Source organism: Hydrogenovibrio sp. 3SP14C1 (genome assembly GCF_029625905.1).
In the GTDB taxonomy this organism is placed as follows: domain Bacteria; phylum Pseudomonadota; class Gammaproteobacteria; order Thiomicrospirales; family Thiomicrospiraceae; genus Hydrogenovibrio.
The window spans coordinates 1-25,237 of record NZ_JARTLM010000005.1; the positions used below are offsets into that span (position 1 = coordinate 1).

Consider the following 25,237-nt stretch of genomic DNA (forward strand, 5'->3'; position numbering starts at 1 on the left):
GTCGTTAGCTCAGCTGGTAGAGCAGTTGGCTTTTAACCAATTGGTCGCGCGTTCGAATCGCGCACGACCCACCATTTATCTCGTAAGTGGCAATCTCATTTCTTGGAATACTTTCTATCAGGGTCGTTAGCTCAGCTGGTAGAGCAGTTGGCTTTTAACCAATTGGTCGCGCGTTCGAATCGCGCACGACCCACCATTTTCTAGCTTTATTTCATTTGTTTCACGCCATCTATTTTTGCTTTAATTTTTGACCCATGTTTTGGTTAATGTTGTTCTTTGTCTGTGATTAAGGGATAGCTGAAACGGGTTTAGAGTGAAAGAAAATTAAAATCTACCAGGCCTGGTAGATTTTAGAATGTTCAAGGCATCGAATTAGGTATGGGTTTGCGCGATCTTATGAAGATAAGGTGCTGCAATGTTCAACATATCAGCATGTTCAAGTGCCCGCTTTAATCGAGCCGGTGCAGAGCGCCCCATGCATTTATGATCTAAATCCCCCTCAAAGGCTTCTATAAGACCCTTCATCAGCTTTTTACGATCATTTTCCTGTCCTGTTAAGGCGTCTTGGATATCCAGTACTTCGTCTGCGACAGCGTTCATGATGTCTTTATGCTGTTTCATTAAAGATTCTACCGTACCGCCTACAACCAATCCTGCGATATTGGTTGTCAGGATATAGAGATTTTTTCTAACGAGTTCATAGGATAATTCCTTTTCACTGTCTAACTGTACAGAAGGCAGATCTAGTTGCGACAATGCATTGAAGACCATCTTGCTGTGTTGACCATAGACAGGTGAAGGTAAAACGACTTTGCTGTCCATACCTTTTTTCTTTTCAAACCAAACAGAGATAACTGTTGGATTGGTCACTTGTGTATTTTCCCAATCCCGTTTTAGTAATTCATTTTGCAATAAGATAAGGTTGTTCGCCCAAACAGAAGGGCAATCTTGTAACGTTTGGTGGATATCCGCTTCCCCTACAGCGATTAAAACGGCGGTTGGGTCTGGAATCTCATCAGCAATACTTTGCATGGATTGGTTGCGATTTACTGGCTGAACAGGGTAGCCCAATTTCAAGAAGCCGCGTGCAAATACACTTCCAAGCTCTCCCATTCCGATGACAATAATAGGTTTTTTCATAATGACCTTTTGTTTAAAAAATAAGCACAAAATGCTCATTTGTTGGATTGATAGTTCGATATAAATTTACGTGTGAAAAATTGTACCTTAAAAACTTTTTAGATTCATAACGTAAAGGTGTCAATTTTTGTTTCGCAATGCTTTAAAATAGTGCAAAGTAGAAGGTTATATTGAGGGGATAGAAATGAAAAAACAAAAAGTGGCTTTTACCTGGCACTATTATGCCATGGCAATTGGCGTTTTAATGGCTATGTTGGCAGCAACCTTGTCTGCCTGGGGGGCTGTTGTCAGTGCGCTTGCTTTTGCTATATTAAGTCACCCGGTTTTAACCTTTCAAGGTGTCACTCGGTTTGTTTTTTTGATTTTGTTTTTTATTTTATACATCTTTGCTTTCCCAGATGCCAGTGTGGTGCAGGAAATGATGGCAACGGATATTTCAAACGCTTAGGGTTATAAATATGGCCAGTAAGGCACTTGAAGACTATCTTAAAATTATTTATAAATTGGAAGAAGAGAATACGTCTGAGAAGGGCGTGAGCACCTCTGCTATTGCTGAACGGCTAGCGATTTCACAAGCCTCTGTATCCAATATGCTCAAAAAGCTAGCGGATAAAAAAATGATTCAGTACGAGCCTTATTATGGCGTCAGCTTAACTGCTAAAGGGCGCAAAGTGGCTTTGAACATGATTCGTCGACATCGTGTTTTAGAATTGTTCTTGGTGGAACGATTAGGCTATCTGTGGGATGAAGTGGATGAAGAAGCAGAGGTTTTGGAACATGCTATTTCGGATAAATTGGCGAATAGAATGTGGGAAGAATTGGGGCGGCCTACTCAGGATCCGCATGGATCTCCCATTCCAAATGAAAAGGGTGAAATGGTGCAGCCATCAATGATCAGCTTGGCAGAATTGGATGTTTCTTCTAAAGCAAGAGTGGTTCGGATTCAAAATCGTTCACCTGAAGAATTACGTTATTTATTTTCAATCGGCCTGGTCAAGGATGCAGGAATCATCGTGCATCAGAAAGCGCCTTTTGAGGGCCCTTTATCTATTGAAGTAAACGGTGAGCAGCATGCGTTGGATTATCGATTGGCTCAATCGATATTTGTCGCTTAGTCGAATAAAAGGAAATCAGTAGGATCATGACAAATCAGATTGAGCAACAAGTCAGCGAGCAGGAAATTCTATCTGGGTTAACGACCGCCGTTGTTTGGATTGATAAAAACGAGAATATTGGTTTTATTAATCTAGCCGGAGCTGAGCTACTGCAATTGAGCTCGCAAAGAGTGATCGGCATGAACTGGCGTTATATTTTACCGAAGCTGCTGGATGATATTCATGCATGTGGAACAGGTCGTTTAACGATTCATGAATATACGATTCGATTGCCGGATGCCCAGAAAATTCATGTGACCTGCACGATTTCGTATTATGAAATGGACAATGAAGACGGCTGGTTAATCGAGCTTTATAATACGGAACGTCATCATCGCATTGCAGAAGAAGACGAGCGTTGGCATCAGTACGAAGCAGGAAACCTGTTGGTCAGAACGCTAGCGCATGAGATTAAAAATCCGCTGGCAGGTATTTATGGCTCGACGCAGCTGTTACAAAAGCGGTTTCCGGATAATGATAAAGCCGATCAGTTTTTAGAAGTGATTTTAAAGGAAGTAAAACGCTTACAGAATCTGGTGGACCGTATGTTGGGCCCTAGAGGAGATTCTGATAAAGAACCCTTTAATATTCACGAACTGATTGGTTATGTCATTGATGTGATTCGAGGCGAAAAGCCTGACAATGTTTTTATTAAATTGGACTACGATCCAAGTATCCCTGAAATTTCGATGGATTTCGAAGCGATGGTTCAAGCGCTCTTGAATTTAGCTAAAAATGGGATTCAAGCGATGGAAAAACATGGTGGAATGTTGACATTCAAAACACGTGTTGAATCCAAGTTCACCCTAGGCACCAAAACCTATCCTTTGGTTGCGGTGATTAGTGTCATCGACGAGGGAGAAGGGATTCCTATAGATGTCTTTGATTCAATTTTCTATCCTATGGTGAGCAGCAAGAAAGACGGCTCAGGGCTGGGGTTGTCGGTTTCGCAGAACATTGTACGTCAACATGGTGGCTTGATTGTCGCGAGTAGTGAACCAGGCAATACGGTATTTAATATTTATTTACCTTTTGATCACAATCGTCTTGAAGGTAAGCGACATCATTAACCCCTCTAATCGGAAATAACAAGAAATAGGAAAGTACATGCAACAAGACCACACTGACATTAATTCGTCTGATCATCCGGTTGTTTGGATTGTAGATGACGATGCATCCATAAGATGGGTTTTAAATGAATCCTTAGAAGATCGTCCTTATCAAGTACGTTCGTTTGATTCTGCATTTGAAGCTCTACGCCTTTTACCGACGGAACGTCCGACTGTGGTTATTTCCGATGTTCGTATGCCGGGAATGGACGGGTTAGAGTTTATGGAAGCCATCCATGAACATGATAAAGATATCCCGGTGATTATCATGACGGCGCATGCTGATTTGGACACGGCTGTGAAATCGTTTCAAAGTCGTGCTTTTGAATATTTGCCTAAGCCCTTTGAAATTGACGATGCTCTGATGATTATCGATCGCGCGGTAAAGCGCCAGCTATCTGGTGGCAAGCGCGTTCGCAAAGTGAAGCAGACCAAACAGCCGTTGAATATTATCGGCTCTGCACCGGCGATGCAGGAAGTGTTCCGAATCCTAGGACGCGTTTCGCAACTGGATGTAACGGTTTTGATTACGGGTGAAACTGGGACAGGGAAAGAATTGGTGGCGAGAGCGTTATATGAATTAAGTGGCCGTTCCAATCGGCCATTTGTGGCAATTAATACTGCAGCCATCCCTAGGGATTTGCTTGAGTCTGAACTATTTGGTCATGAAAAAGGTGCGTTTACCGGGGCGCATACACAGCGTGTTGGGCGATTTGAAGAGGCGAATGGCGGCACGTTATTTTTAGATGAAATTGGTGACATGCCAGTAGATTTACAAACACGTTTATTGCGTGTGTTAAATGACGGCACTTTCTATCGTGTGGGCGGGAAAATCCCGATTAAAACCGATGTGAGAATTGTGGCGGCAACGCATCAGAATATGCAAGAGCTCGTCAAACAAGGTCGTTTCCGTGAAGATTTACTCTATCGGTTGAATGTGATTCGAATTAAAGTCCCAGCGTTACGTGAAAGACGTGAAGATATTCTTCCTATTGTTCGTTATTATCTGGCCGAAGAAGCCAAGTCTTACGGCTTAGAAGAGAAAAGATTAAGCAAAGCCGTAGAAAAATATCTGGTTGATTTGCCTTGGCCTGGGAATGTACGACAAATACGTAGCTTATGCACTTGGATTACCATTATGGCACCGGACAAAACGGTTCATATGGAAGACTTGCCATTAGAGTTGCAAAACGGTTCTGAGCCGTTAGTGATGTCTATGAGTGAATCAGGGGGCTCTGAAAATTCAGATGACTGGGAAACGCCTTTGCAGTCATGGGCAAGACACTTCCTCAATGCCGGACAAACAGAACTGCATACGGAAGCCGAGAAAATTTTTGAAAAAGTGCTGATTGAAGTGGCGATGAAACATAGCATGAATCATCGTCAAAAAGCGGCTCAGCTACTGGGGTGGGGGCGAAATACTTTGACGCGCAAAACCCAAGCACTCGGGCTGGATGACTAGGACAAGGGTTGCCTCGGTTTGATCAAAGAAGTTTTTCAGTTTATCACCACGAGGCCTTCAATCTCATATGTCAAAAAAAGAGGCTACCTGTTTGAAGCGGTTGCGATGGAAGCGAGGCATAAACGGTGTTTTTCCCAATGGCAATCTCATTATCAAAAGTGCCAACAGGCAATTTTTAAAGCGGCGGAGCAGTGTTTACAAAAACGAACAATCGTCATTATGGGGGCGGGTTCTTTAAATGATATTCCGTTAGATTCGCTTTCTCAGCAGTTTCAAACAGTGGTGTTGGTCGATCTGGTCTTTTTAAAACAGGCTCGTAAAACAGCGGCGATCTACCCGAATGTGTTCTTAGAAGAGGCAGATGTATCATGCCGCTTATCAATGCTTTTTAAAGGTGAATTATCGTTGGAAAACGAAACGAGCTGGTCGTTACCTAATGAGACGGACTGTTTGGTTTCGCTAAATTTGGCAACACAGCTTCCTTTAATCCCGGTTCGATGGCTGATGCAGTATTATGATCTGGACGAGACAGCTGCTGACGAACTTGGAAAAGCGATGATTCAAGCTCATTTGGACCTGTTAGAAAGTTTTCAAGGCACGCGTTGTTTGATTGCAGATCGTCAGGTTTTTGAATATAACGTCTCTGGTGAATTGATTGATCAGTTCGATCCCGCTTGGGAGGTTGTGTTGCCTGATGTCACCGATTCCTGGGAGTGGCAGGTTATACCTCTAGGAGAATCTAAACAGAATACTGCTCAAGTGAATCAAGTCGGTGTTTCGATTTGGTAAAAAACAGCCAGGCCTGGCTGTTTTTGAGGATGTTTAGTCAAACAAGCTAATACTGAGGTTCGCGCTGATTTGATAGCTGTCAGTGTTGTCGTAGTAGGTCGTCAACAGGAGTTGATGTCGTTTGCTTAGGCTAATGCCAGAAAATAAACTAACGCCCGTTGTGTCTTTTAATTCTTTATAAATACTCTCGTTGTAGTCGATAGAGCCGCCGATATAAACGGATTTTGTTATAAATTGACTTGCACCTACGCTGGCATTTATTGGGTCTTGCATGGCCACTCCGGAAACGCGTCCTACCGATTTATACCCCACGGATGCAAAAACCGAATTTGACGCGCTGAGTGTATTAAAGTAATCCAGCTGAACACCGGTGTCGGATTCCCCTGTACTTAACCCTTTTGTAACCGAACCTGTCGGGATTTTATGGTTTAAGGACACTGTTATCCAAGGCATTTGAGTTAAGTCGTAGCCTAGGGTAATAAAAGTATCGCCGACGCCTGACTCTGATTGGTTGGTTAGAGTGTCATCTTTGCGGTAGGTGTTTAAATAACTAGTGAGTACACTACCAGACCAGCGACCTTTTTGTACATTCAGACCTATTGGAATACCGATTACTTCACTGTCAGAACTGGCAGTGATGTCACTTTGACCACTGGCATAAAACCCACCTAATAAAAGTTGTGCTTCAGTGTCTGCCGCCCACGCTGGAACCGAGTAAAAATAAGTCAAAAGTAGTGCGGCTGGTAATGTTGCGTTAATTTTTTTCATCTTTAAGTTTGTTGGAATCATTTTGATGGCCATTTTGCTTCTTATTTACCTTGTTTCAATTGTCGAAGACTGCCCTGATTCTGTTGTTTTAACAAGCGCTGTAAATCATGAACTTGTTTAGAGCTGTTTTTAATTTGTTGCTGCTGAATCAGGGCTTGACGTTGTTGTCTGATTTGTTGTGCTTTTAAACGGGCATTTTTTTCAGCTTTAATCTGATCGTGCTCCAATTCACTATAGCCTTGGTACTGCACCGGTTCAGACCGCTTTAAAGCCTTAAAGACAGACTTCAGTTCCGTTTGAACCACAAAACGCTTCACGTCTGAGCTGAAAGTAAGTTTCGGCAAAGGCTGTTGTAATGACACTCGGTTGGGGTTGTCATTAATACGTGTTGCAATCCACTGTCCATTCGAGGCCTGGAAGGCATTAACAGCAATGTATTGCTCCTCGATTAATGAAATATCATCATACTGTGTGTCATCCGTTAATGTGATCCATGTGTTTTCGACTTGGATTTGATTTTTTGTTATTTGACGGACTTGACCTGCAACCGGGTAATAAAGCTCAATGTGCGTTGTGATCGTCTCTTGGTTAGTTGGCTTGGTTTCTAAAATTACCTGTTGTCCTAACTTTAATGAACGTTGAGCCTCAGAGGTGCCTAAAGGGCTTGTGATTGAAACAGTATCCGGGTATTCAATTTCAATATCATTAACCCAGATACTTCCAAACTCTGTAATGGTTCCGATGACACCTGTTCCGCCAAAGCCACTTGAGCTATGCCCCGTGCCACCAAAGCCCCCAGTTGGATCGGTGTTTTGAGCGGTCAGTTTTTGTCCGGTTCCCCCTATGCCCGAATCGTTTTGAACAACGGTGGTCGTCGAGCCAAGGTGAGATGGCGTTGTTTGGCATCCCAGTAATAAAAGAAAACCGGCGATTAGGAGAGTATTGGTTAGAAAATTACTTTTCATGGTTCTCCTCGTCACGATAAAAATAGCTACCAAAATGAAATTGCGACACAGCAGACGTATTATTTTCATCTTTCTGCTGAAGTTCATGTGCTAAGTGATTGATTTCAGAGAGGAGCGCTAAAGACTTCTCTTTTGCAATCGTTTCAACTGTATGCAAAGATTCAGGGGATAAATAACGGTAATAGACCGCTCTGTCAAACATGGCTGGCTGCGTTTTATCCAGGTTGTTAGTGACGACGGAAAGGTGATTACCAATGTTTTTGCCTGCAAAAAACAGTTTTTCTGTTTCATCTTCTGTCGGCACGAAGCCGGCTTCATTTAAGCAGATTAACCCTTCTTCGTTGATAGAAACAATTCCCTGATTGAGCCAATCATCTAGCACTGAACGAGGGTGTTTGTCTTTGGAAACAGTGAAAACCAATGCTTCAAAAGAGTGTTTTTTGCCTTGTTTGGTTAAAGGCAGAGGTTGACCAGATTTGGATAGAAAATCATCATTTCCCGTCCATTCGGACATGATTTGGGCACTTAAGCCAGCTTTGATCTCAGGGAGCGATTGTGTGTTAGAAATCATCTCTCTTAAGCGTTTGACCTCTTTTCGGTGCACGCCAGTAATTAAGCTCACTCGGCTGTCTGTTTGTCGTTTATTTTCTAAAGCAAACGACTCTTCTGCCACTTCAACAAAAATTTGTTTGAGTGGTTCCAATAAGTTGGGGTAGGTAATGCCACGGCTTAAAAGCAATTTAACCAATGGTTTTAACATGGTTTTAATTGTTTTAGCCAATACCTTGTCCAGTTCAGAAGAGTGTGGTGTTTGCATAAAGTAGTATAAAGTCCAGTTAATTAATTGTTAATTAATGTGCAGCGCGTGCAGAAGCTTGTAGTCGTTGCATGCTTTGAACGTTTTGCATTGCCTGTCTGTTTTGTCTAATTTGTTGTTGATACTGGTTCATTACCTGTAATTGACGTTGTGATTTTAATTGAGTTTGAACCATTACTCTATTTTGCGTTCTTAATGCATCCTCAGAAGACATTTGTGTCTGATTCTGCGAGCGAACTTGTTCTCTGTTACGTAATTGTAACTCAAGTTTCGATTGTTCTGTGATTTGTTGTTGTGTTTGAAGTTGATCCTGAGTCATGTCTTCTGCCATGCTGTTTGATGCTAAGGCTGTCATAAGAGGGAAGACAAGGGAAGCTAAAATAACTTTTTTCATTTTAAATACTCCAGAAATTGTTAGAGAAAAATTTTATAAATGTGAAGTTTTCACATAATTCAAAAACAGTGTATTTGGAGAGGAAGCGTCTGTCAATTAAAAATGTAAAAAAATAACATTTAAAGGGAGGGGTGATCAGAGGATTACAAAGGAAAATGGAAAGAGGTGAATAAAAAAAGCCCGCATATGCGGGCTTTTGAGATTGAGTTAAGCGCTTTAGAGCTTAAAGAGCTTCTGGCCCAGTTTCTCCAGTACGGATACGAACTGTTTGCTCAATGGTGGTGACAAAAATCTTACCGTCACCAATCTTGCCTGTTTGCGCTGTATCGGTAATGGTCTCAATGACTTGGTCAACTTTATCTTCACTGACGGCAATTTCAATTTTTAACTTTGGTAAGAAATCGACTACATATTCAGCACCACGGTACATTTCAGTATGACCTTTCTGACGACCATATCCTTTAACGTCAGTAACCGTCATACCGTGGACGCCAATGTCATGCAGTGCTTCACGAACATCATCTAATTTAAACGGTTTAATAATTGATGTAACCATTTTCATAAGAGCAATTCCTTATCGTTGGGATTTTATTTATAAATAGTGCAATAGATATTACCAGACGTTAAGAGCCATCTGGGCAACTCAATAATTTTTATTGTTTATTCAGGGGAATGTTCATCCTGAGTTGAAAAATTGTATTCTGCATATTGTGCCAGCATTTGGCCCATTTGGATAGGGGTATTTTTTTCTATTTTCCCCAGGCCTGGCATTTTGTTCAATGGCGAGAGAAGAACGACTGTCGAGCCCATGTTGAAACGCCCGATCTCGTCACCTTTTAAGTAAGATAACCCATCTTCTTGATAGTCCCAGTGTTGGATTGTTGGCTGATAATCTGGCGTGATTTTACCTTGCCAAACGGTTTCCATACTGCCGACGAAAATAGCGCCCACCATAATCAAGCAAAAAACACCGTGCTCGTTTTCAAAGCGGATGATTAGTCGTTCGTTTCGTGCGAAGAGTCCTTCTACATTACGCACGGTCGTCGGGTTAACAGCAAACAAGTCTCCAGGTACATAGGTCATTGAGTGTAATTTAGCGTCTACTGGCATATGGATGCGGTGGTAATCCTTCGGTGATAAATAAATCACGGCTGAATCACCATTGATAAAGTGTTGGGCATACTCTATGTCGCCACCTAATAACGCTTCTAAAGAGTATTCATGACATTTTGCCTGAATGAGCGTTTTGCCATTAATGGTTTGAGATTGGCTAATGACACCATCGGCAGGGCTGCACCATGCGTTCTCTGTGGTGTCAATAGGGCGAGCTTCAGGTTTGAGTGCACGTGTAAAAAAGGCATTGAAGTGAGGATAGTTTTCAATTTCTTCATCGGCCGCTTCTTGGATGTCAATCTTGTAAAACTTAGTCAATAGTTTGATGGTGTTGTTCTTAATCCAGGGTTGTTTAACTTGCATAAACCAATGCATGCCCTTTGATAGCAAATGCTGTGGAATGAGATATTGTGGAGTGACTCTGAAAAAATCCAAAAAACGCATGAAGTAGCCCATTTAAAATGTATAAAGGGCAATATTATATTAGATAACAAACAATGTGTGGATTTGTTCATCACTTGCCAACATTTAAATGATTTTATAGAACCGAAATGAAATGTCTCAATAAAGCGATTTATTTTTTGATTTTCTTAAAAATTATTGAATTTAATAGGCTTTCCCATTAAAAAAACAATTGGTTTTATTGTATAATTCGCGCGATTAAAAGAATTACTCTATAAGGAAAAAGCATGTCGCAAATCAAAAAAGTTGTTTTAGCTTACTCCGGTGGTTTAGATACCTCAATTATTGCCAAGTGGTTACAAGAAGAATACCAATGCGAAGTGGTGACTTTTACTGCAGATATCGGTCAAGGTGAAGAGGTTGAACCGGCTCGCGCTAAAGCTGAAGCAATGGGAATTAAAGAAATTTATATTGAAGATTTGCGTGAAGAATTTGCTCGTGACTTTGTATTCCCTATGATGCGCGCCAATGCGATGTATGAAGGCGAGTATCGCTTAGGAACGTCTATTGCGCGTCCGTTGATTTCAAAACGTTTGGTTGAGATCGCGCAAGAAACGGGTGCAGATGCTGTTTCTCATGGCGCGACAGGGAAAGGGAACGATCAGGTTCGTTTTGAATTGAATGCGTATGCTTTAATGCCGGATGTAAAAATTATTGCGCCTTGGCGTGAGTGGGATTTGTTATCTCGTGAAAAATTGATGGCCTATGCAGAAGAGCACAATATTGCCATTGAAAAGAAAAAAGGCAAAAAATCGCCTTATTCTATGGATGCAAACTTACTGCATATTTCTTATGAAGGTGGGATTATTGAAGATCCAGCTAATGAACCTGAAGAAGATATGTGGCTATGGAGCGTTTCTCCTGAGAATGCACCTGACAAAGCAACTTATCTAGACATTACTTATGAGAAGGGTGATATTGTTGGGATTAACGGCGAATCTATGTCTCCGGCAACCGTGATGGAATATCTGAATAAAGTCGGTGGAGAGAATGGTATCGGGCGAGACGATATCGTTGAAAACCGCTTTGTCGGAATGAAAGCGCGTGGGTGTTATGAAACCCCTGCGGGAACGATTATGTTAAAAGCACATCGCGCCATTGAATCTTTAACGTTGGATCGCAACGCTGCGCATTTAAAAGATGAGCTTATGCCTAAATATGCGGAAATGATCTATAACGGTTTTTGGTTTAGCCCAGAGCGTGAGATGCTTCAAGCCTTGATTGATCAGTCACAGCACTATGTATCAGGTGATGTGCGCCTTAAATTATATAAAGGAAATGTCATTGTGGTTGGTCGTACTTCTGATAACAGTTTGTTTGACGAAGAGATTGCAACGTTTGAAGACGATGGTGGTGCTTATGATCATAAAGATGCTGAAGGCTTTATTAAGCTGAATGCTCTGCGTCTGAGAACGGCAGCCAAAAAACGTCGATAAGGCTTTGATATATTCCAATTAGTTTGAATTGAAAAGGCGAAATATGCCAAGTTCTAAGTCAGCAGTGCCCGCGCCAACGTTTGCTCAGCTAATACGTCATCCCGTAATGTTTTTAGGGTTCGGGTTTGGTTCGGGGTTGATTGCAAAAGGACCCGGAACGCTTGGCACCTTGGTCGGCATGTTGGTGTTTATTCCTTTATTATTGTGGAATGAATTTGCTGCTTGGGGTCTTTTTCTGTTTAGTTTGTTAGCCGGGAACTATATTTGTGGTGAATCTGCTCGCCAAATTGGCGTGCACGATCATGGCGGTATTGTCTGGGATGAGTTTGCAGGAATTTGGTTGGTCATTTTATTGTTGCCCGCACAAAGCTGGTTATACTGGGGTCTCGCCTTTATTTTATTTAGAATATTTGATATTGCAAAGCCATGGCCTATTAATTGGGCTGACCAAAAAGTGAGTGGCGGGGCCGGCATTATGCTGGATGACATAATCGCTGCTTGTTATGCCATAATTATTATTTGGGCTTTGCAAACTGGTTTTTTATAGGGCTTTAAGGTATATTTTGTCCTATTCATTAATGATTTAAGAGATAAAGAAAGTATGTTTACTGCATGTGAAGATGTTAAGCGATTAATTAAAGAGAAAAACGCACAGTTTGTCGATGTCCGCACACCAGAAGAGTTTGCTATGAGTAAGTTGCCTGGCGCGGTTAATATTCCTCTTCAGGATATTGATCGGGTTGGTGACAGTATGTTGAATAAAGATATGCCAGTGATTGTATTTTGTCGTTCAGGGCAGCGCTCTCATATGGCGATGCAAATCTTACTGTCGTTAGGGTTTGATGAAGTCTATAACATGGGGCCTTACCAAGCTTGGTATCAATGTCCGGATGAATAAGGTAACTCCTTTTAAATGACAGCGCAGTCATTTATAAATAATGATTAAAAAGCACCAGCCCTGGTGCTTTTTTTGTATGTAATTGAAGAGAAATTCTTAACTAGGTTTAGGGGAAATTATGAGATTAGCCATACATTGGCAGATATTAATCGCCTTGGTATTCGCAGTCATCATGGGGATTTGGACTGGAGCAGACGGCACGATTGGTGGGATTCAATGGCTGGCAATCTATACATTCATCGGAACTTTGTTCTTGAATGCTTTGAAAATGATTGTGGTTCCGCTGGTGATGTCAGCCATTATTACAGGGGTCGCTAATATTGGTGAGCAGGGCGGCTTTGGCCGTTTGGGAAGCAAAACCATTGGGTATTATGTTTTAACCAGTTTTATGGCTATCTTGGTTGGGCTTACGCTAGTGAACCTGATTCAACCGGGTGTTTCAGAAAGTGGGATTCCGGTTTTAGAAAGCAATGAGCAAATCATGAGTGCGGTCGCAGGGAAATCAGCTGGAGATGTTGTGGACGTGTTTTTACGTATGATTCCCGTCAATATCGTCGATGCTGCCGCTGAAGGTCAAATGCTCGGGTTGATTTTCTTTAGTTTGTTATTCGGTTACTTCATTACCCAGCTTAAAGGGGAGCTGAAAACAACCTTAAGCAATTTCTGGCAAGCGGTTTTTGAAGTGATGATGATGATGACGGCTTGGGTAATGAAATTTGCTCCGATTGGGGTATTTGGCTTGGTCGCCGCTTCAGTGGCAAAAACTGGATTTGAACAGTTTGAAAATTTGGCGCTGTTCTTTTTGACTGTCACTTTGGCTTTAGGGATCCATTTTTTAATCGTACTGCCATTGTTGCTACGTTTTCTTGGGGGGGTGAAAAACCCTTGGCTACATTTTCAAGCAATGGCGCCTGCTTTGTTGACGGCCTTTTCAACCAGTTCTTCTTCCTCAACGTTACCCATCACCATGAATGCGGTAGAAACTCGAGCCGGAGTTTCTAACCGAGTGTCGAGTTTTGTTTTACCGTTGGGGGCAACGGTCAATATGGATGGAACGGCTCTGTATGAGTGTGTTGCCGCCGTATTTATCGCACAATTGTTTGGTGTGCCATTGGACTTTTCTACCCAGTTTTTAATTGTGGTGATTGCGTTAACGACCTCTATTGGTGTGGCGGGAATTCCGTCAGCGAGCTTGGTTGCCATCAGTATTATTTTGGTTGCGGTTGGCTTACCAGCTGAAGCGATTGGATTACTGTTGGTGGTTGATCGATTGTTAGATATGATGCGAACCACGGTCAATATATTCAGTGATTCTGTGGGAGCGGTCATCATTGCTCGTACTGAAGGGGAAGAGCAAGTATTGGTTTCAAAACATTTCTAAAAGATTGAACAAGTAGGACTAAGATGAACGTTAACTTTCCAGAATTGAAAAACCTTAGCTTGGAACATGGTGCTGAGCAAAATGATTTTTTAAAAACCATTTTAGAAAAACACATTGCTGAAATTGATATCGGGTTAGTGCAAGACCTCTCTCATATTAGCCATTTTGCAAGCTATTCAGGGGGGATGGTAGTGGAAAAAGTGCAGCATCAAAAGGATAATTTATACCGTCTGGAATACAGTTATCCTTGGGAAATGAACTGGAGCTGTGCAGACCAGGTTGATGAAGGTGTTATTCATGATAAAGTTCGTTTTACCGTGTCTGAGGACGGAGAAATTGACTTTAAAATGCTGATGTTGGCTTCTTAAGATAAATGGATTTAGCAATATACTATTAGGTATTAAATGAATCAAGATACGCTTCGTCGCTTCCAACATTCCCACAATTTTGTTCGTTATTCAAAAAAGAATGAACGTCAGGTTTGGATTGTTTTAGTGATTACTGCCGTGACAATGGTGGCTGAGATTGTCGCGGGAACCTGGTATGGCTCTATGGCCTTGCTGGCAGATGGTTGGCATATGAGTACGCACATGGTTGCATTCGGTATTACGCTATTTGCCTGGCGTTATGCAATGGCCAAAAAAGAAGACCCGACATTCAGCTTTAGTACTGGAAAAGTGTCCGTGTTAGCGGCTTATAGCAGTGCTATTTTCTTGATTATTGTAGCCGTGATGATGGTGGTAGAGTCGATCACACGATTTATTTCCCCACATGAAATCGCCTTTAATCAAGCTTTAATTGTGGCGGCGATTGGGTTGTTGGTCAATTTCGTTTCTGCTTTATTATTGCATCATGATCATAATGGCGATGATGATCAACAAACAATGAACGCTTCTGAAGAGGGTCTTAACGCGCACCCTCATGGCAAAGATCATAACCATCAGGCTGCTTATTTACACGTGTTGGCCGATGCGTTGACATCTCTTGCTGCAATTGCGGCTTTATTGGCTGGAAAATGGCTCGGTTGGAATTGGATGGACCCGATGATGGGCGTAGTCGGCGGCATTATCATCTTTATCTGGGCTAAGAAGTTGATTAAAGAAACCTCCATCATTTTATTGGATCACAGTCTTTCTGCTGAAATCACTGATAAAATTATTGAAAAGTTGGAAGAGAATTCCTCTGACAAGGTAGTTGATTTTCATGCCTGGAAAGTGAGTGCGGATGATTATGCGATTATTATCGGATTAGTATCAGAGGATCCGAAATCGCCTGAATACTATAAAGCGAAGCTGGAAGCGTTTTGGCAATTGAAGCATATCACGATAGAAGTTAATCCCGTCGATTAATCAAGTTAAATCAGTGCCGGTTCAATGAGTTCGAAAGTGCCGGTAGAGGATAGTTTCAAAACCTGCGTTTCTGGTCGCCAATCTCCTAATACCCAACGATGCTTTTGCTGCTGGTTAACAATAAAAGGATGGTGGGCGGGACGATGAGTATGTCCATGAATTAAATGATCACAATTGGGGTGCTGGCGCATCAGTTGCTCAACCGCTTGGGCGTTCACATCCATAATGCTTTCCGACTTTTGTTGTGTGTGTTGTTGTGAACTACGTCGCATAGAGTCTCCAATCTGAAGACGTTTCTTTTTGGGTAAGCGAAGAAACAACCACATGATGATTGGATTACGAAGGATTTTACGCATTCTTTGAAACGCTTTGTCATCAGTACACAAAGCATCCCCATGCAGTAACAGAAGCGTTTGGTTGTAAAGCGTAATGACGGTAGGTTCTTTTAGAAATTGTATGCCGCTTGCTTGCCAAAATTCTCGACGCATTAAAAAATCCCGGTTACCGTAAAGCAAATAAATTGGCGTACCGTTGTCAGTGAGTTTTTTAAAGAGGTTGATAACGGTAGAATACGCTTCTATGCCGATGTCATCTCCGACCCACATCTCAAACAAATCCCCCAGAATATAGAGTGCCTCAGCTTTAGGCACCTCGGATTCTAAGAATTGATAGAATGCCTGGTTAGTAGGATGCGTGTCGTCAGGATGTAAATGAATGTCAGCGGTAAATAAGGTATAAGGCATGTAATTCCTCATGGCATCATTTACCTACGTCAGGGAGTTCCCCGTAGTAGGTAAATGAATAGTACGGATAAGATTAATCCGTTTCTTTAACGATGGTTTTTTCGATAACAATATCTTCAACCGGGACGTCTTGATGACCACGGCGAGAAGTGGTTTCAACTTGCGCCATTTTATCGATGACCTCTAGCCCATCAATAATACGACCAAAGACAGCGTAACCCCAGCCGTTCATGTCTTTTGAGGTATGGTTTAAGAAGTCATTGTCGACCAGGTTCATGAAAAACTGCGTGGTTGCAGAGTTCGGATCCATTGTCCGCGCATAAGATAAAGCGCCTCGAACATTTTTGAGGCCATTATCCGCCTCATTTTCAATCGGATCACCAGATGGTTTTTCTTCCATGCCTGGCAGCATGCCACCACCTTGTACCATGAAGCCGGGAATGATTCGATGAAAAATCGTCCCGTTGTAAAAACCATCCATGGCGTAATGAACAAAGTTTTCAGCACCAATCGGTGCGTTTTCATGATCCACTTCAATGGTAATATCGCCCATGTTTGTTTGGAAAGTGACTTGTGTCATTGTAAATTTTCCTTTTAAAGTCTTTTAAGTGTTTCTGTTAAAAAACAGCCAGGTCTGGCTATTTTTAACAAAGGGATTCGGTTATTTAATTTGAGTAACTTTGGTCATCACTACTGGGTTGACGGGAACATCGCCCATGCCGTTGTGGAAGCCAGTCTTGACGTTACGAATGTGGTTAACCACTTTCATGCCTTTGATGACACGCCCAAAAACGGCATAGCCATAAGCTCGAGGTGTTTTTTCTCTAAAATCTAAAAAGGTATTTTGCGCAACGTTAATAAAGAACTGGGAAGAGGCCGAATGTGGATCATTGGTGCGGGCCATTGCAACAGTACCAATGCGATTTCTCAGGCCGTTGTCCGCTTCATTATGAATTGGGCTATGGGTGATCTTTTTTGTCATGTCAGGCGTGAAGCCGCCGCCTTGAACCATGAAATTAGAAATTACTCGGTGGAATATGGTTCCATCATAGAAACCTTCGTTGACATAGCGAAGAAAGTTTTCAACCGTTTTAGGCGCCTTATTTGGATAAAGCTCCATAATGATGTTTCCCATATTGGTTTGAATGAGAACCTGTGGGTTGGTTTTGTCCGCAGCAAAACTGTTGAAGCTGAAAAAGCTTAAAAATAAAGTGATGAATGCCAATCTTCTTGTCATGATTTTCTCCGTTTCGCCTTGTAACGATAGATTATGATTTGTCATCAGCATTTTAACATGATGAATTTAGCGTGAAGCCTTTTCTCTATGACGAAAGGCTTGAAAACGGCTTTAAATGTTTCGATAAACATGATTTGCGAATGATCGGACTCATTTTCTAAGTGCATTAATGCTATAATTACGCGTTATTCTAGCTTGAATTATTTTAATGAATGGCTGGCCGAATTGGGTCTCCGTCTGAGTTGAAGTAATTGCCAGGCCTTTTCCATATTCTACATTTGATAGGTTTTTTTGAACATGAGTCAAAACACGACAGTTGCAGTTGATAAACCGACAAACTTCATCCGAAACATCATAGATGAAGATCTTGCTACTCACAAATACAACAAAGTCCATACGCGCTTCCCGCCTGAACCTAATGGTTATTTACATATTGGCCATGCGAAGTCGATTTGTTTGAATTTTGGGTTGGCAGAAGATTATCAGGGTGACTGTAATTTACGTTTTGATGATACCAACCCAGCAAAAGAAGACGTGGAATATGTTGAAGCAATCAAAAAAGATGTTGCTTGGCTTGGCTTTAATTGGGCGGGGGAACCTTGTTATTCCTCGAATTATTTCCAGCAGTTTCATGATTATGCGGTTGAGTTAATCTCAAAGGGCTTGGCGTATGTGTGCTTTTTGAATGCTGAAGAGACGCGTACTTATCGCGGAACGCTAACAGAGCCGGGTAAAGACAGCCCTTATCGTGAAACGTCGGTCGAAGAAAATCTTGCGATGTTTGCCAAGATGAAAAACGGAGAGTTTAAAGAAGGGGAGTGTGTCCTTCGCGCAAAGATCGATATGACCTCTTCTTTTATGTGTATGCGAGACCCGACGCTTTATCGTGTGCGTTATGCTGAGCATCACCAGACAGGAAATGCTTGGTGTATTTATCCTATGTATGATTTTGCCCACTGTGTCTCAGATGCAATTGAGGGGGTGACACATTCCCTTTGCACTTTAGAGTTCCAAGATAATCGCCGTTTATATGATTGGGTGTTAGAGCATATAAATGATTTCAATAAGCCTGACCGCCCATTTCAATATGAATTTTCTCGTTTGAATCTTGAATATACCGTGATGTCAAAACGAAAGTTGCATCAGCTGGTAGAAGATAATTTGGTTTCAGGTTGGAATGATCCGCGCATGCCAACCATTTCAGGGTTGCGTCGACGTGGTGTGACGCCGACTGCCATTCGTGACTTTGCCGAACGTATTGGTATTTCAAAGGTCGATAGCATGACGGAAATGGGAATTTTAGAAGCCGCCATTCGAGACGATTTAAATGTGGTCGCACCTCGTACAATGGGTGTAATTGATCCAATAAAGTTAGTGATTGAGAACTATCCTGAAAACGAAGTGGAATCCATCAATGCCCCAGTACATCCACAGAATGAAACCATGGGAAAACGTGAGATTTTCTTTGGTAAAGAATTGTATATTGATCGTGCCGATTTTGTTGAAGAAGCACCCAATAGAAAATGGCAACGTCTGGCAATCGATAAAGAAGTACGACTACGTAATGCGTATATTGTTAAAGCCGAGCGTATGGAAACGGATGCGGAAGGAAATGTCACCACCGTGTATGGAACTTATGACCCAGAGACTTTAGGTAAAAACCCTGCAGATGGGCGTAAAGTGAAAGGAGTCATTCACTTTGTGGAAGCTTCAAAAGCATTGCCGGCTGAATTCAGACTTTATGATCGTTTATTCACGGTGCCGAACCCGGTGAAAGAAGAAGACTTTGAAGCCGTGATCAACCCGGATTCATTGATTGTCAAGCAGGGCTTTGTTGAGCCCGCGATGCAATTTGCAGAAAAAGAAACCGCTTATCAGTTTGAGCGCGAAGGGTACTTCTGCCGCGATAACGAACCTAGTGAGAAACTCGTTTTTAACAAAACGGTCGGACTAAGAGATACTTGGAGCCAAAAGTAATGGCCTTGAAAATTTATAATACGGAAACACGTCAAAAAGAAACCTTTACGCCGATTCAGCCGAATAAAGTCGGGCTGTATGTCTGTGGTGTCACCGTCTATGATTATTGTCATGTTGGGCATGCCCGAGTCATGGTAGTGTTTGATACGGTGGTGCGGCATTTACGCTCACTGGGCTACGACGTGACTTATGTTCGAAATATTACCGATATTGACGATAAAATCATTCAGCGTGCATTGGAAAACAAAGAGTCTATTCAGTCCTTAACGTCTCGTTTCATTGACGCGATGCATGATGATGAAAAAGCCTTGAATGTATTGCGCCCTGATATGGAACCCAAAGCCACAGAGCACATGAATGAAATCGAAACCATGATTTCAACACTCATCGAGAAAGGCTTTGCTTATCCAGCAGAAAATGGCGATGTGTATTTTCATGTTAAATCGGATGAAGATTATGGACGTCTTTCAGGTAAAAATATTGAAGAGTTAGCTTCTGGCTCTCGAGTGGAAGTTAATTCGGTTAAAAAAGATCCGTTGGATTTTGTGTTGTGGAAAGCCTCAAAGGAAAATGAACCTGCCTGGCAATCTCCTTGGGGGGATGGACGTCCTGGTTGGCATATCGAATGTTCTGCTATGTCGACCAAATGTTTGGGGAATCATTTTGACATTCACGGCGGTGGTTTGGATTTAAGCTTCCCGCATCATGAGAATGAAATTGCTCAATCTGAATGTGCCACTGGTGAGCATTATGTGAACAGTTGGATGCATTGTGGGTTTGTTCGAATTGATGACGAGAAAATGTCCAAGTCCCTTGGAAATTTTTTCACGATTCGTGAAGTGTTAAAACAATACCACCCTGAAGTGATTCGTTATTTCTTATTGGCCAGTCACTACCGCAGCCCAGTCAATTATTCGGAAGAGAATTTGGACGTCGCTAAAGCCAGTGTAGGACGCTTATATTCTGCACTGGAGCTTGTCCCTGTTGCCCAAGCCGAACCGGCGGATTCAAAGCTGGAAGCCGACTTTATGGCGGCAATGAATGATGACTTTAATACACCACAGGCAATGGCGGTTTTGTTTGAACTGGCTAAAGAGGTTAATAAACAAAAATCACCAGGCCTGGCTGCTTTGTTAAAGAAATTGGCAAACCAACTGGGGTTATTAGAGCAAGCACCTGAGAGTTTCTTTAAATCCCAACCATCAGACTCGGATTTGACGGAAGAGGTGATTGAATCTTTGATTACCGAAAGAGCCGAAGCGCGTAAAAATAAAGACTTTGCACGATCAGACGAGATTAGAGACCAGCTTCTGGCGCAGGGTATTGAGTTATTGGACAGTGCAGAAGGAACCACTTGGCGTAAGATTTAGTACTTAGTCATTTAAGCCTTACTTTTGGTGTTGGAAATAAGTTAATGTTATTTTTAACTTTTTTTGATATTAGTGTTTGACAATATAAGTTTTTCCTAATAGAATACACCTATTCATGTTTCTTCATGAGTATCCTCCTCTGATTATTTCTTGTAAAAGAAATAATGTATTTAAAGCTCTAGTTGTCCCTAGAGCTTTTTTTTTGCCTAAGATTGAGGCTTTCTATTCGTTTTATGAGCTGAGAGGGTTTTCGGTAATCCAATTGGATGCATGAAGTTTTCTAATCGATCGTATTTCTTATTCAGCATAGATTTAAAAATCGTTGTATATTCCAAAACGGCTTTGACATAAGCGCGTGTTTCGGAGAATGGGATCGTTTCAATCCATTGATCAGCAGACATGATGGTATCTTTCGGAATCCATTGATCGACCCGATGAGGCCCTGCATTGTAAGCAGCAGTGGCTAAAACACGACTGCCATTATATTTTTTGTGCAGGTAACTTAAATAAGCACTGCCCAGTTTGATATTTGACTCCGGGCTGGTTAAATGTGTGTATTGTCGTTTTTTAAAGCCCAGTTTACGTCCGATGTATCGAGCTGTTTTCGGCATTAATTGCATGAGTCCTACCGCACCAACTGCAGAGCTGATATTGGCGGAAAAAGCACTTTCGCGCCGAATGACCCCATAGACCCAAGCTGGATCAATGGTGTTTTTGTCGGCTGCTTGCAACACAGGTTGCTTATAAGGCGTTGGAAAACGTAAAGATAAGTCATCCCATTTTTTGACTTTTGAAATGGTCTGAATAGCCAAGTTATGTTGATTCCAATCAGACATAAAGTTTGCAATGGCTTCAAAGTCATCCTTATCAATGTGGTCAAGTAAGTGATACCATTCTCGTTTTAAACTTAGCTTCCAGTTGATTGCAATCAACTCTTGGATTACTTTGAGTTGCGGGTATTTTTGTGCCATTTTGGTTAAGCTTTTTTTCTGGCTTGGTGTTGGGTTGAATTGATACGGTTGGTTTAAACGGTCAGCGGACATAAAGCCGTAAAAGTTACGTTGTTGTGCCAGTAATTTAAAAATTGGCAGTGCTTTTTTTGTTTGGTTGAGCTCGTCTAAGGCACGCGCTTTCCAATAGCGCCAACGTGTTTCGTTTTGTTGTTTCTCTGACAATAAGGCATACATGTCTAGATAATCGATCCAATTAGACTCACGGATCGCTACTTGAAGTTCCCAATCTAACGTTCTTTTATTTTTGCTCACTCGTTCAATCTGTGCCAAATACTCACTGGCTTTTGGGTGATACTGGTAAGCAAAACGTAAACTGATTTTGCTTTGAAGATCTGCTAGCTCGGTTGGATTTAAACCATATTGTTCATAACGCTGCGTCAACGTTTTCAGCGCAAGCTCCGGTTCGGAGTAAGATAATCTCTGTATCCCTTGCATAAAGATAGCTTGTCGAATGACAGGGCTGATATAAGCCGGAATCGCTCGAGTGACTTTTTTGGGGGTTTTGTAAGTTGCAATCCAAAAATTCAAGGAACGACGTCCCATTTTAGATAAGTCACGACCAATTTTTTTGGCCTGGTTAATTTTGCCTTTTTCCATTGCCAGTCTGGCTTTAGACCAAACCATTGAACCCGTAATCAAATGTTCTTTTCTTAGAAAGCGTTTAACTGGGTTGCATGTTTTTGGTAAAGAAATATGCGTTTTCCAAAGTGTTTGAGCTTTTTTCTGAACTTGGTTGGCTCGGTTGCGAGTAATGCTGGCTTGGATGAAGTAACACTCTAAAGAGACAGAGCGATATTCATCCTCTTTGTAATGTTTGAGATACAAATCCCATTGGTAGGTTTCTGCAAGATAATGTAACCATTTGGACTTTAAAAAAAAAGGAAGTGGACTATTGGGGGTGTTATTTAAAAAAGACTCGATTACACCACTTGGCGTATCTTTAAAATGGTATTTATAGTCTAAGTAAACAAGGTATGGGTAGAGCGGGTAATTTTTAAGTTGAGATTTATACTTTGAAATTAAAGGGCGATCATTGGCTTTGATCGCTTCATAGGCATCGAGAAACTTTTTTTGATTGTCTGTGAGTTTTGCATGGTCAATACTTGCAATAGCCTGATTGAAAGAGAGGCTTAAAGAGACACATAAAACAAGTAGGGTTTTAGGGATTCGTGCTGCAAAATGCATTACGTTAACTTTTGATCCATACTTTTATTTTAATACCTGGACGCAAGACTGCTGACTTTTTGATGCCATTCCAGTTACAAAGTTCTTGTGTGGTGACTTGGTATTTTTTTGCAACCACCCACAGGCTTTCACCTTCTTTTAGGGTATGTGACACTTTTCGGCCATAACGGTCTGAACGGATGACGAGCTTCTGTCCTTTTCGAATCGGTTCACGAATACTGATTCGATTCCATTCACAAAGTTTGCGAGGCGAGGTATTGTAATAACGAGCAATCGTCCAAAGGCTTTCTCCTGATTGAACCTTATGGAAATGTCTTTTGCCATTATATTTATTCGATTTTTTTAAGGGTGTTTGCGCCAGCCTGTGGCTTTGTGGTAACGGGATTAAGAGCGTTTTCCCCGCGCGCAAAAAGCTGTTTTTCATGTGATTCAATTTTTTGATTTCACGGCTGGACGTATTATATTTAGCCGCGATAACACTTAAACTTTCGCCTGAACGAATGGTGTGTCGCATCCAGTTAACTTCATAGAAATGAGGTTGTTGCTGGTAATCCACTTCAAACGCATCAGCAACATCGATGGGCAGTAATACCGAGTGAGAACCACTTGGTGGTGTTGCTAAACGAAGGTAACCAGGGTTAAGAACTTTTAAAATATCAGGCGGTGTTTGAGTTGATTTTGCTACTTTAGGCAAACTAATCTGGTTCGAAATCTCAACACGCTTGAAAAAGGGAACGTTAGGGACCGGTTCCAGTTCAATGTCATAAGTCTCGCGATGCATGATTAAATTTGAAATGGCCAGTAATTGCGGAACGTAATGTTGTGTTTCTTTTGGTAAATAACGACGGATATTCCAAAAAGACGGTTCGCCATTTGGGTGTTTTCTTAAATAGCGTTTTTGCGCTTTCAAAACATTGCCATAGCCGCCATTGTATGAAGCCAGTGCCAATAGCCAATCATAATTATTTTGTTTATAGAGTGCCTGCAGATAATCGAGTGCCGCAATCGTGCTTTTGTAGATGTCTTGGCGCCCGTCATACCACCAGTTTCGGTGTAGTCCAAACATATAACCGGTTGCCGGCATAAACTGCCATAAGCCGGAAGCATTTACATATGAGCGAGCATAAGGATAGTAACCACTTTCAACAACCGGTAATAAAGCGATTTCATAGGGCATATGTCGACGGTTGACTTCATTTAGAATGAAGTAAAGATACGGTTTTGCTCTTACCGATACGCGTTTCAGATATGCCTTTTTATTTTCATAATAATTCATGTAATCTTTGAAGTGTTCGCTATTCGCGGGCGCTAAAAATAAGTGCTCACTCAGTTCTTGCCACAAATCATCATAAGTAGGTTTGTCATTTAATAGAATCAAGGCTTGATCTAGTTGGTTCGACAGATCATCGTTAGTTTTTAACGCTAAAAAACGGTCAGTTGAGTTATGGATGGTTTTCTCAAAAGCATAGGTTTCCGCTGTATCAGTAATGGGCAATTTTGGAATACCGGTATCATTAGATACAGCATAACTATTGTCTTGATTATGGTGGGGGAAATTGCTACACCCCGATACAAGTGCGCTGATTACAATCAGCGAAAAAAAAGTATATCTATTCATTTAAACCTGCCTCAAGGATATCGGTTTGGTCTAGTTCGTCTTTCCAAGCTCTTAAGGCTGCAAACAGGGCACCTGGTTGATCTTTTGGTTGAGATTGTCTGTCCATCAAGGTTTGCTTCAACGGGAGAGTGTCGAAGCGTAAGAAAGGATTGGTTTTCTTTTCTAACCCAAGTGGAGCAGGGACGCAAGGGATTTTCTGTTGCGTTTTCATTTTGACATCCGCTAGACGTTTTTGAATAGCCGGTGTGTTCGGTTCTGCGGTATTGGCAAAATTAAGGTTCGCGTAAGTGTACTCATGGCCACAGTAAACCATACAGTCATCATTTAGTGCTCTAAGCTTTAATAAAGAGTCAGCCATCAGTTCAGGCGGATGTTGCCATATTTTTCCGCAACCGCCTGTAAACAAGGTATCCCCACTGAAAAGTGCTTCTGGGTGATAAAAACTAATGTGCTCATCTGTATGTCCAGGCGTTGCAATGACTTGAAAGGTTTCTTCTAGAACTTGAATTTGCTCTCCATCTTTAACAGGGTAGGTCACAGGACTAAAAGGTCCTTGTGCATTACTGACAATCGGTACTTCACCCAGTGTCGACATCACGTCCTTAACACCATCTGTATGGTCGTAATGATGATGGGTTAACAAAATGCCAGCAAGTTGAAGTTGGTTTTCTTCAAAATGCTGAATAACCTTTTTGCTTTCCCCAGGGTCGACAATCCAGGCGCGGATTTCCGCAGGATTTTCAGATTGAATCACCCAAGTATAATTGTCGGACAGCGTCGATAAACCAACGATTTTCATGTTAGACCTGTTAATTGATATAATGACTTCATTCTAACAAATCTGTGTTTCAAAAGTG

Annotated in this window: 26 protein-coding genes and 1 tRNA gene; 14 read left to right on the top strand and 13 right to left on the bottom strand. The window is 41.7% G+C overall.

What is annotated here, in order from left to right; translation table 11 throughout:
• The first annotated feature begins 120 nt into the window (after nucleotides 1–120).
• Nucleotides 121–196: transfer RNA gene (locus tag P8629_RS04990), tRNA-Lys, on the top strand.
• Nucleotides 197–372: 176 nt separating this feature from the next.
• Here the strand turns inward: P8629_RS04990 and P8629_RS04995 are convergent.
• A complete protein-coding gene (locus tag P8629_RS04995; RefSeq protein ID WP_278165022.1) occupies nucleotides 373–1,140 on the bottom strand; it encodes a hypothetical protein in 768 nt (255 codons plus the stop codon).
• Nucleotides 1,141–1,324: 184 nt separating this feature from the next.
• Between P8629_RS04995 and P8629_RS05000 the strand changes: the two genes are divergently transcribed.
• The 5 genes from P8629_RS05000 (at nucleotide 1,325) to P8629_RS05020 (ending at nucleotide 5,654) form a co-directional block, all read left to right on the top strand.
• Nucleotides 1,325–1,588, top strand: coding sequence for a hypothetical protein (locus tag P8629_RS05000; protein ID WP_278165023.1), 264 nt, complete (start codon nucleotides 1,325–1,327; stop codon nucleotides 1,586–1,588).
• Between the two features lie 10 nt (nucleotides 1,589–1,598).
• Nucleotides 1,599–2,255 (top strand): metal-dependent transcriptional regulator, encoded by a 657-nt coding sequence (locus P8629_RS05005; protein ID WP_278165024.1) that lies wholly within the window; start codon nucleotides 1,599–1,601, stop codon nucleotides 2,253–2,255.
• Nucleotides 2,256–2,281: 26 nt separating this feature from the next.
• Nucleotides 2,282–3,364 carry a nitrogen regulation protein NR(II) gene (gene glnL / locus P8629_RS05010; protein WP_278165025.1) on the top strand — a complete coding sequence of 361 codons (1,083 nt, stop codon included), beginning with the start codon at nucleotides 2,282–2,284 and terminating at the stop codon, nucleotides 3,362–3,364.
• A 37-nt stretch (nucleotides 3,365–3,401) separates the two neighbouring features.
• Nucleotides 3,402–4,865, top strand: a complete 1,464-nt coding sequence (ntrC, locus tag P8629_RS05015) for a nitrogen regulation protein NR(I) (RefSeq protein ID WP_278165026.1) — start codon at nucleotides 3,402–3,404, stop codon at nucleotides 4,863–4,865.
• Nucleotides 4,866–4,970: 105 nt separating this feature from the next.
• Complete coding sequence (locus P8629_RS05020; RefSeq protein ID WP_278165027.1) at nucleotides 4,971–5,654, top strand: hypothetical protein; 684 nt, start codon at nucleotides 4,971–4,973, stop codon at nucleotides 5,652–5,654.
• 33 nt (nucleotides 5,655–5,687) lie between these two features.
• Here the strand turns inward: P8629_RS05020 and P8629_RS05025 are convergent, their stop codons facing one another.
• The 6 genes from P8629_RS05025 to asd all read right to left on the bottom strand — a co-directional run bounded on the left by P8629_RS05025 (nucleotide 5,688) and on the right by asd (nucleotide 10,074).
• The gene (locus tag P8629_RS05025) at nucleotides 5,688–6,455 is read right to left on the bottom strand and encodes a hypothetical protein (RefSeq protein WP_278165028.1); all 768 of its coding nucleotides are present in this window, start codon (nucleotides 6,453–6,455) and stop codon (nucleotides 5,688–5,690) included.
• Nucleotides 6,456–6,463: 8 nt separating this feature from the next.
• Complete coding sequence (locus P8629_RS05030) at nucleotides 6,464–7,387, bottom strand: DUF5666 domain-containing protein (protein ID WP_278165029.1); 924 nt, start codon at nucleotides 7,385–7,387, stop codon at nucleotides 6,464–6,466.
• Nucleotides 7,377–8,204 carry a DUF6502 family protein gene (locus tag P8629_RS05035; RefSeq protein WP_278165030.1) on the bottom strand — a complete coding sequence of 276 codons (828 nt, stop codon included), beginning with the start codon at nucleotides 8,202–8,204 and terminating at the stop codon, nucleotides 7,377–7,379. The genes P8629_RS05030 and P8629_RS05035 overlap by 11 nt, the downstream gene beginning before the upstream one ends.
• A gap of 34 nt (nucleotides 8,205–8,238) precedes the next feature.
• Entirely contained in the window at nucleotides 8,239–8,535 is a 297-nt protein-coding gene (locus P8629_RS05040) for a hypothetical protein (RefSeq protein ID WP_278165031.1), read from the bottom strand.
• Between the two features lie 286 nt (nucleotides 8,536–8,821).
• Nucleotides 8,822–9,160, bottom strand: a complete 339-nt coding sequence (locus tag P8629_RS05045) for a P-II family nitrogen regulator (protein ID WP_278165032.1) — start codon at nucleotides 9,158–9,160, stop codon at nucleotides 8,822–8,824.
• Nucleotides 9,161–9,258: 98 nt separating this feature from the next.
• Complete coding sequence (gene asd / locus P8629_RS05050) at nucleotides 9,259–10,074, bottom strand: archaetidylserine decarboxylase (RefSeq protein WP_336618920.1); 816 nt, start codon at nucleotides 10,072–10,074, stop codon at nucleotides 9,259–9,261.
• Between the two features lie 326 nt (nucleotides 10,075–10,400).
• Between asd and P8629_RS05055 the strand changes: the two genes are divergently transcribed.
• The 6 genes from P8629_RS05055 (at nucleotide 10,401) to dmeF (ending at nucleotide 15,237) form a co-directional block, all read left to right on the top strand.
• Nucleotides 10,401–11,609 carry an argininosuccinate synthase gene (locus P8629_RS05055; protein ID WP_278165034.1) on the top strand — a complete coding sequence of 403 codons (1,209 nt, stop codon included), beginning with the start codon at nucleotides 10,401–10,403 and terminating at the stop codon, nucleotides 11,607–11,609.
• Nucleotides 11,610–11,652: 43 nt separating this feature from the next.
• Complete coding sequence (locus tag P8629_RS05060; RefSeq protein ID WP_278165035.1) at nucleotides 11,653–12,156, top strand: phosphatidylglycerophosphatase A family protein; 504 nt, start codon at nucleotides 11,653–11,655, stop codon at nucleotides 12,154–12,156.
• Between the two features lie 54 nt (nucleotides 12,157–12,210).
• Nucleotides 12,211–12,507, top strand: a complete 297-nt coding sequence (locus P8629_RS05065; RefSeq protein WP_278165036.1) for a rhodanese-like domain-containing protein — start codon at nucleotides 12,211–12,213, stop codon at nucleotides 12,505–12,507.
• Nucleotides 12,508–12,625: 118 nt separating this feature from the next.
• Complete coding sequence (locus tag P8629_RS05070; protein WP_278165037.1) at nucleotides 12,626–13,888, top strand: dicarboxylate/amino acid:cation symporter; 1,263 nt, start codon at nucleotides 12,626–12,628, stop codon at nucleotides 13,886–13,888.
• A gap of 23 nt (nucleotides 13,889–13,911) precedes the next feature.
• Nucleotides 13,912–14,256 (top strand): hypothetical protein, encoded by a 345-nt coding sequence (locus P8629_RS05075; protein WP_278165038.1) that lies wholly within the window; start codon nucleotides 13,912–13,914, stop codon nucleotides 14,254–14,256.
• Nucleotides 14,257–14,292: 36 nt separating this feature from the next.
• Nucleotides 14,293–15,237, top strand: a complete 945-nt coding sequence (gene dmeF / locus P8629_RS05080; protein WP_278165039.1) for a CDF family Co(II)/Ni(II) efflux transporter DmeF — start codon at nucleotides 14,293–14,295, stop codon at nucleotides 15,235–15,237.
• A gap of 5 nt (nucleotides 15,238–15,242) precedes the next feature.
• Here dmeF and P8629_RS05085 read toward each other — a convergent pair whose 3' ends face one another.
• The 3 genes from P8629_RS05085 to P8629_RS05095 all read right to left on the bottom strand — a co-directional run bounded on the left by P8629_RS05085 (nucleotide 15,243) and on the right by P8629_RS05095 (nucleotide 17,217).
• Nucleotides 15,243–15,980 carry a UDP-2,3-diacylglucosamine diphosphatase gene (locus P8629_RS05085; protein ID WP_278165040.1) on the bottom strand — a complete coding sequence of 246 codons (738 nt, stop codon included), beginning with the start codon at nucleotides 15,978–15,980 and terminating at the stop codon, nucleotides 15,243–15,245.
• A 73-nt stretch (nucleotides 15,981–16,053) separates the two neighbouring features.
• Nucleotides 16,054–16,560 (bottom strand): peptidylprolyl isomerase, encoded by a 507-nt coding sequence (locus P8629_RS05090; protein ID WP_278165041.1) that lies wholly within the window; start codon nucleotides 16,558–16,560, stop codon nucleotides 16,054–16,056.
• Nucleotides 16,561–16,641: 81 nt separating this feature from the next.
• Entirely contained in the window at nucleotides 16,642–17,217 is a 576-nt protein-coding gene (locus tag P8629_RS05095; RefSeq protein ID WP_278165042.1) for a peptidylprolyl isomerase, read from the bottom strand.
• Nucleotides 17,218–17,514: 297 nt separating this feature from the next.
• Here P8629_RS05095 and P8629_RS05100 point away from each other — a divergent pair, with 297 nt between their 5' ends.
• Nucleotides 17,515–19,194 (top strand): glutamine--tRNA ligase/YqeY domain fusion protein, encoded by a 1,680-nt coding sequence (locus P8629_RS05100; protein ID WP_278165043.1) that lies wholly within the window; start codon nucleotides 17,515–17,517, stop codon nucleotides 19,192–19,194.
• On the top strand, nucleotides 19,194–20,564 hold the full coding sequence (gene cysS / locus P8629_RS05105; protein WP_278165044.1) for a cysteine--tRNA ligase: 1,371 nt from the start codon (nucleotides 19,194–19,196) through the stop codon (nucleotides 20,562–20,564). The genes P8629_RS05100 and cysS overlap by 1 nt, the downstream gene beginning before the upstream one ends.
• 206 nt (nucleotides 20,565–20,770) lie before the next feature.
• On the opposite strand, the gene P8629_RS05110 is transcribed toward cysS, so the two are convergent.
• The 3 genes from P8629_RS05110 to gloB are packed head-to-tail and all read right to left on the bottom strand — an operon-like array spanning nucleotide 20,771 to nucleotide 25,179.
• Nucleotides 20,771–22,762, bottom strand: coding sequence for a lytic transglycosylase domain-containing protein (locus P8629_RS05110; RefSeq protein ID WP_278165045.1), 1,992 nt, complete (start codon nucleotides 22,760–22,762; stop codon nucleotides 20,771–20,773).
• Nucleotides 22,763–22,766: 4 nt separating this feature from the next.
• Entirely contained in the window at nucleotides 22,767–24,380 is a 1,614-nt protein-coding gene (locus P8629_RS05115) for a lytic transglycosylase (RefSeq protein WP_278165046.1), read from the bottom strand.
• Entirely contained in the window at nucleotides 24,373–25,179 is an 807-nt protein-coding gene (gloB, locus tag P8629_RS05120; protein WP_278165047.1) for a hydroxyacylglutathione hydrolase, read from the bottom strand. Before gloB ends, P8629_RS05115 begins: the two co-directional genes overlap by 8 nt.
• Nucleotides 25,180–25,237: the final 58 nt, after the last annotated feature.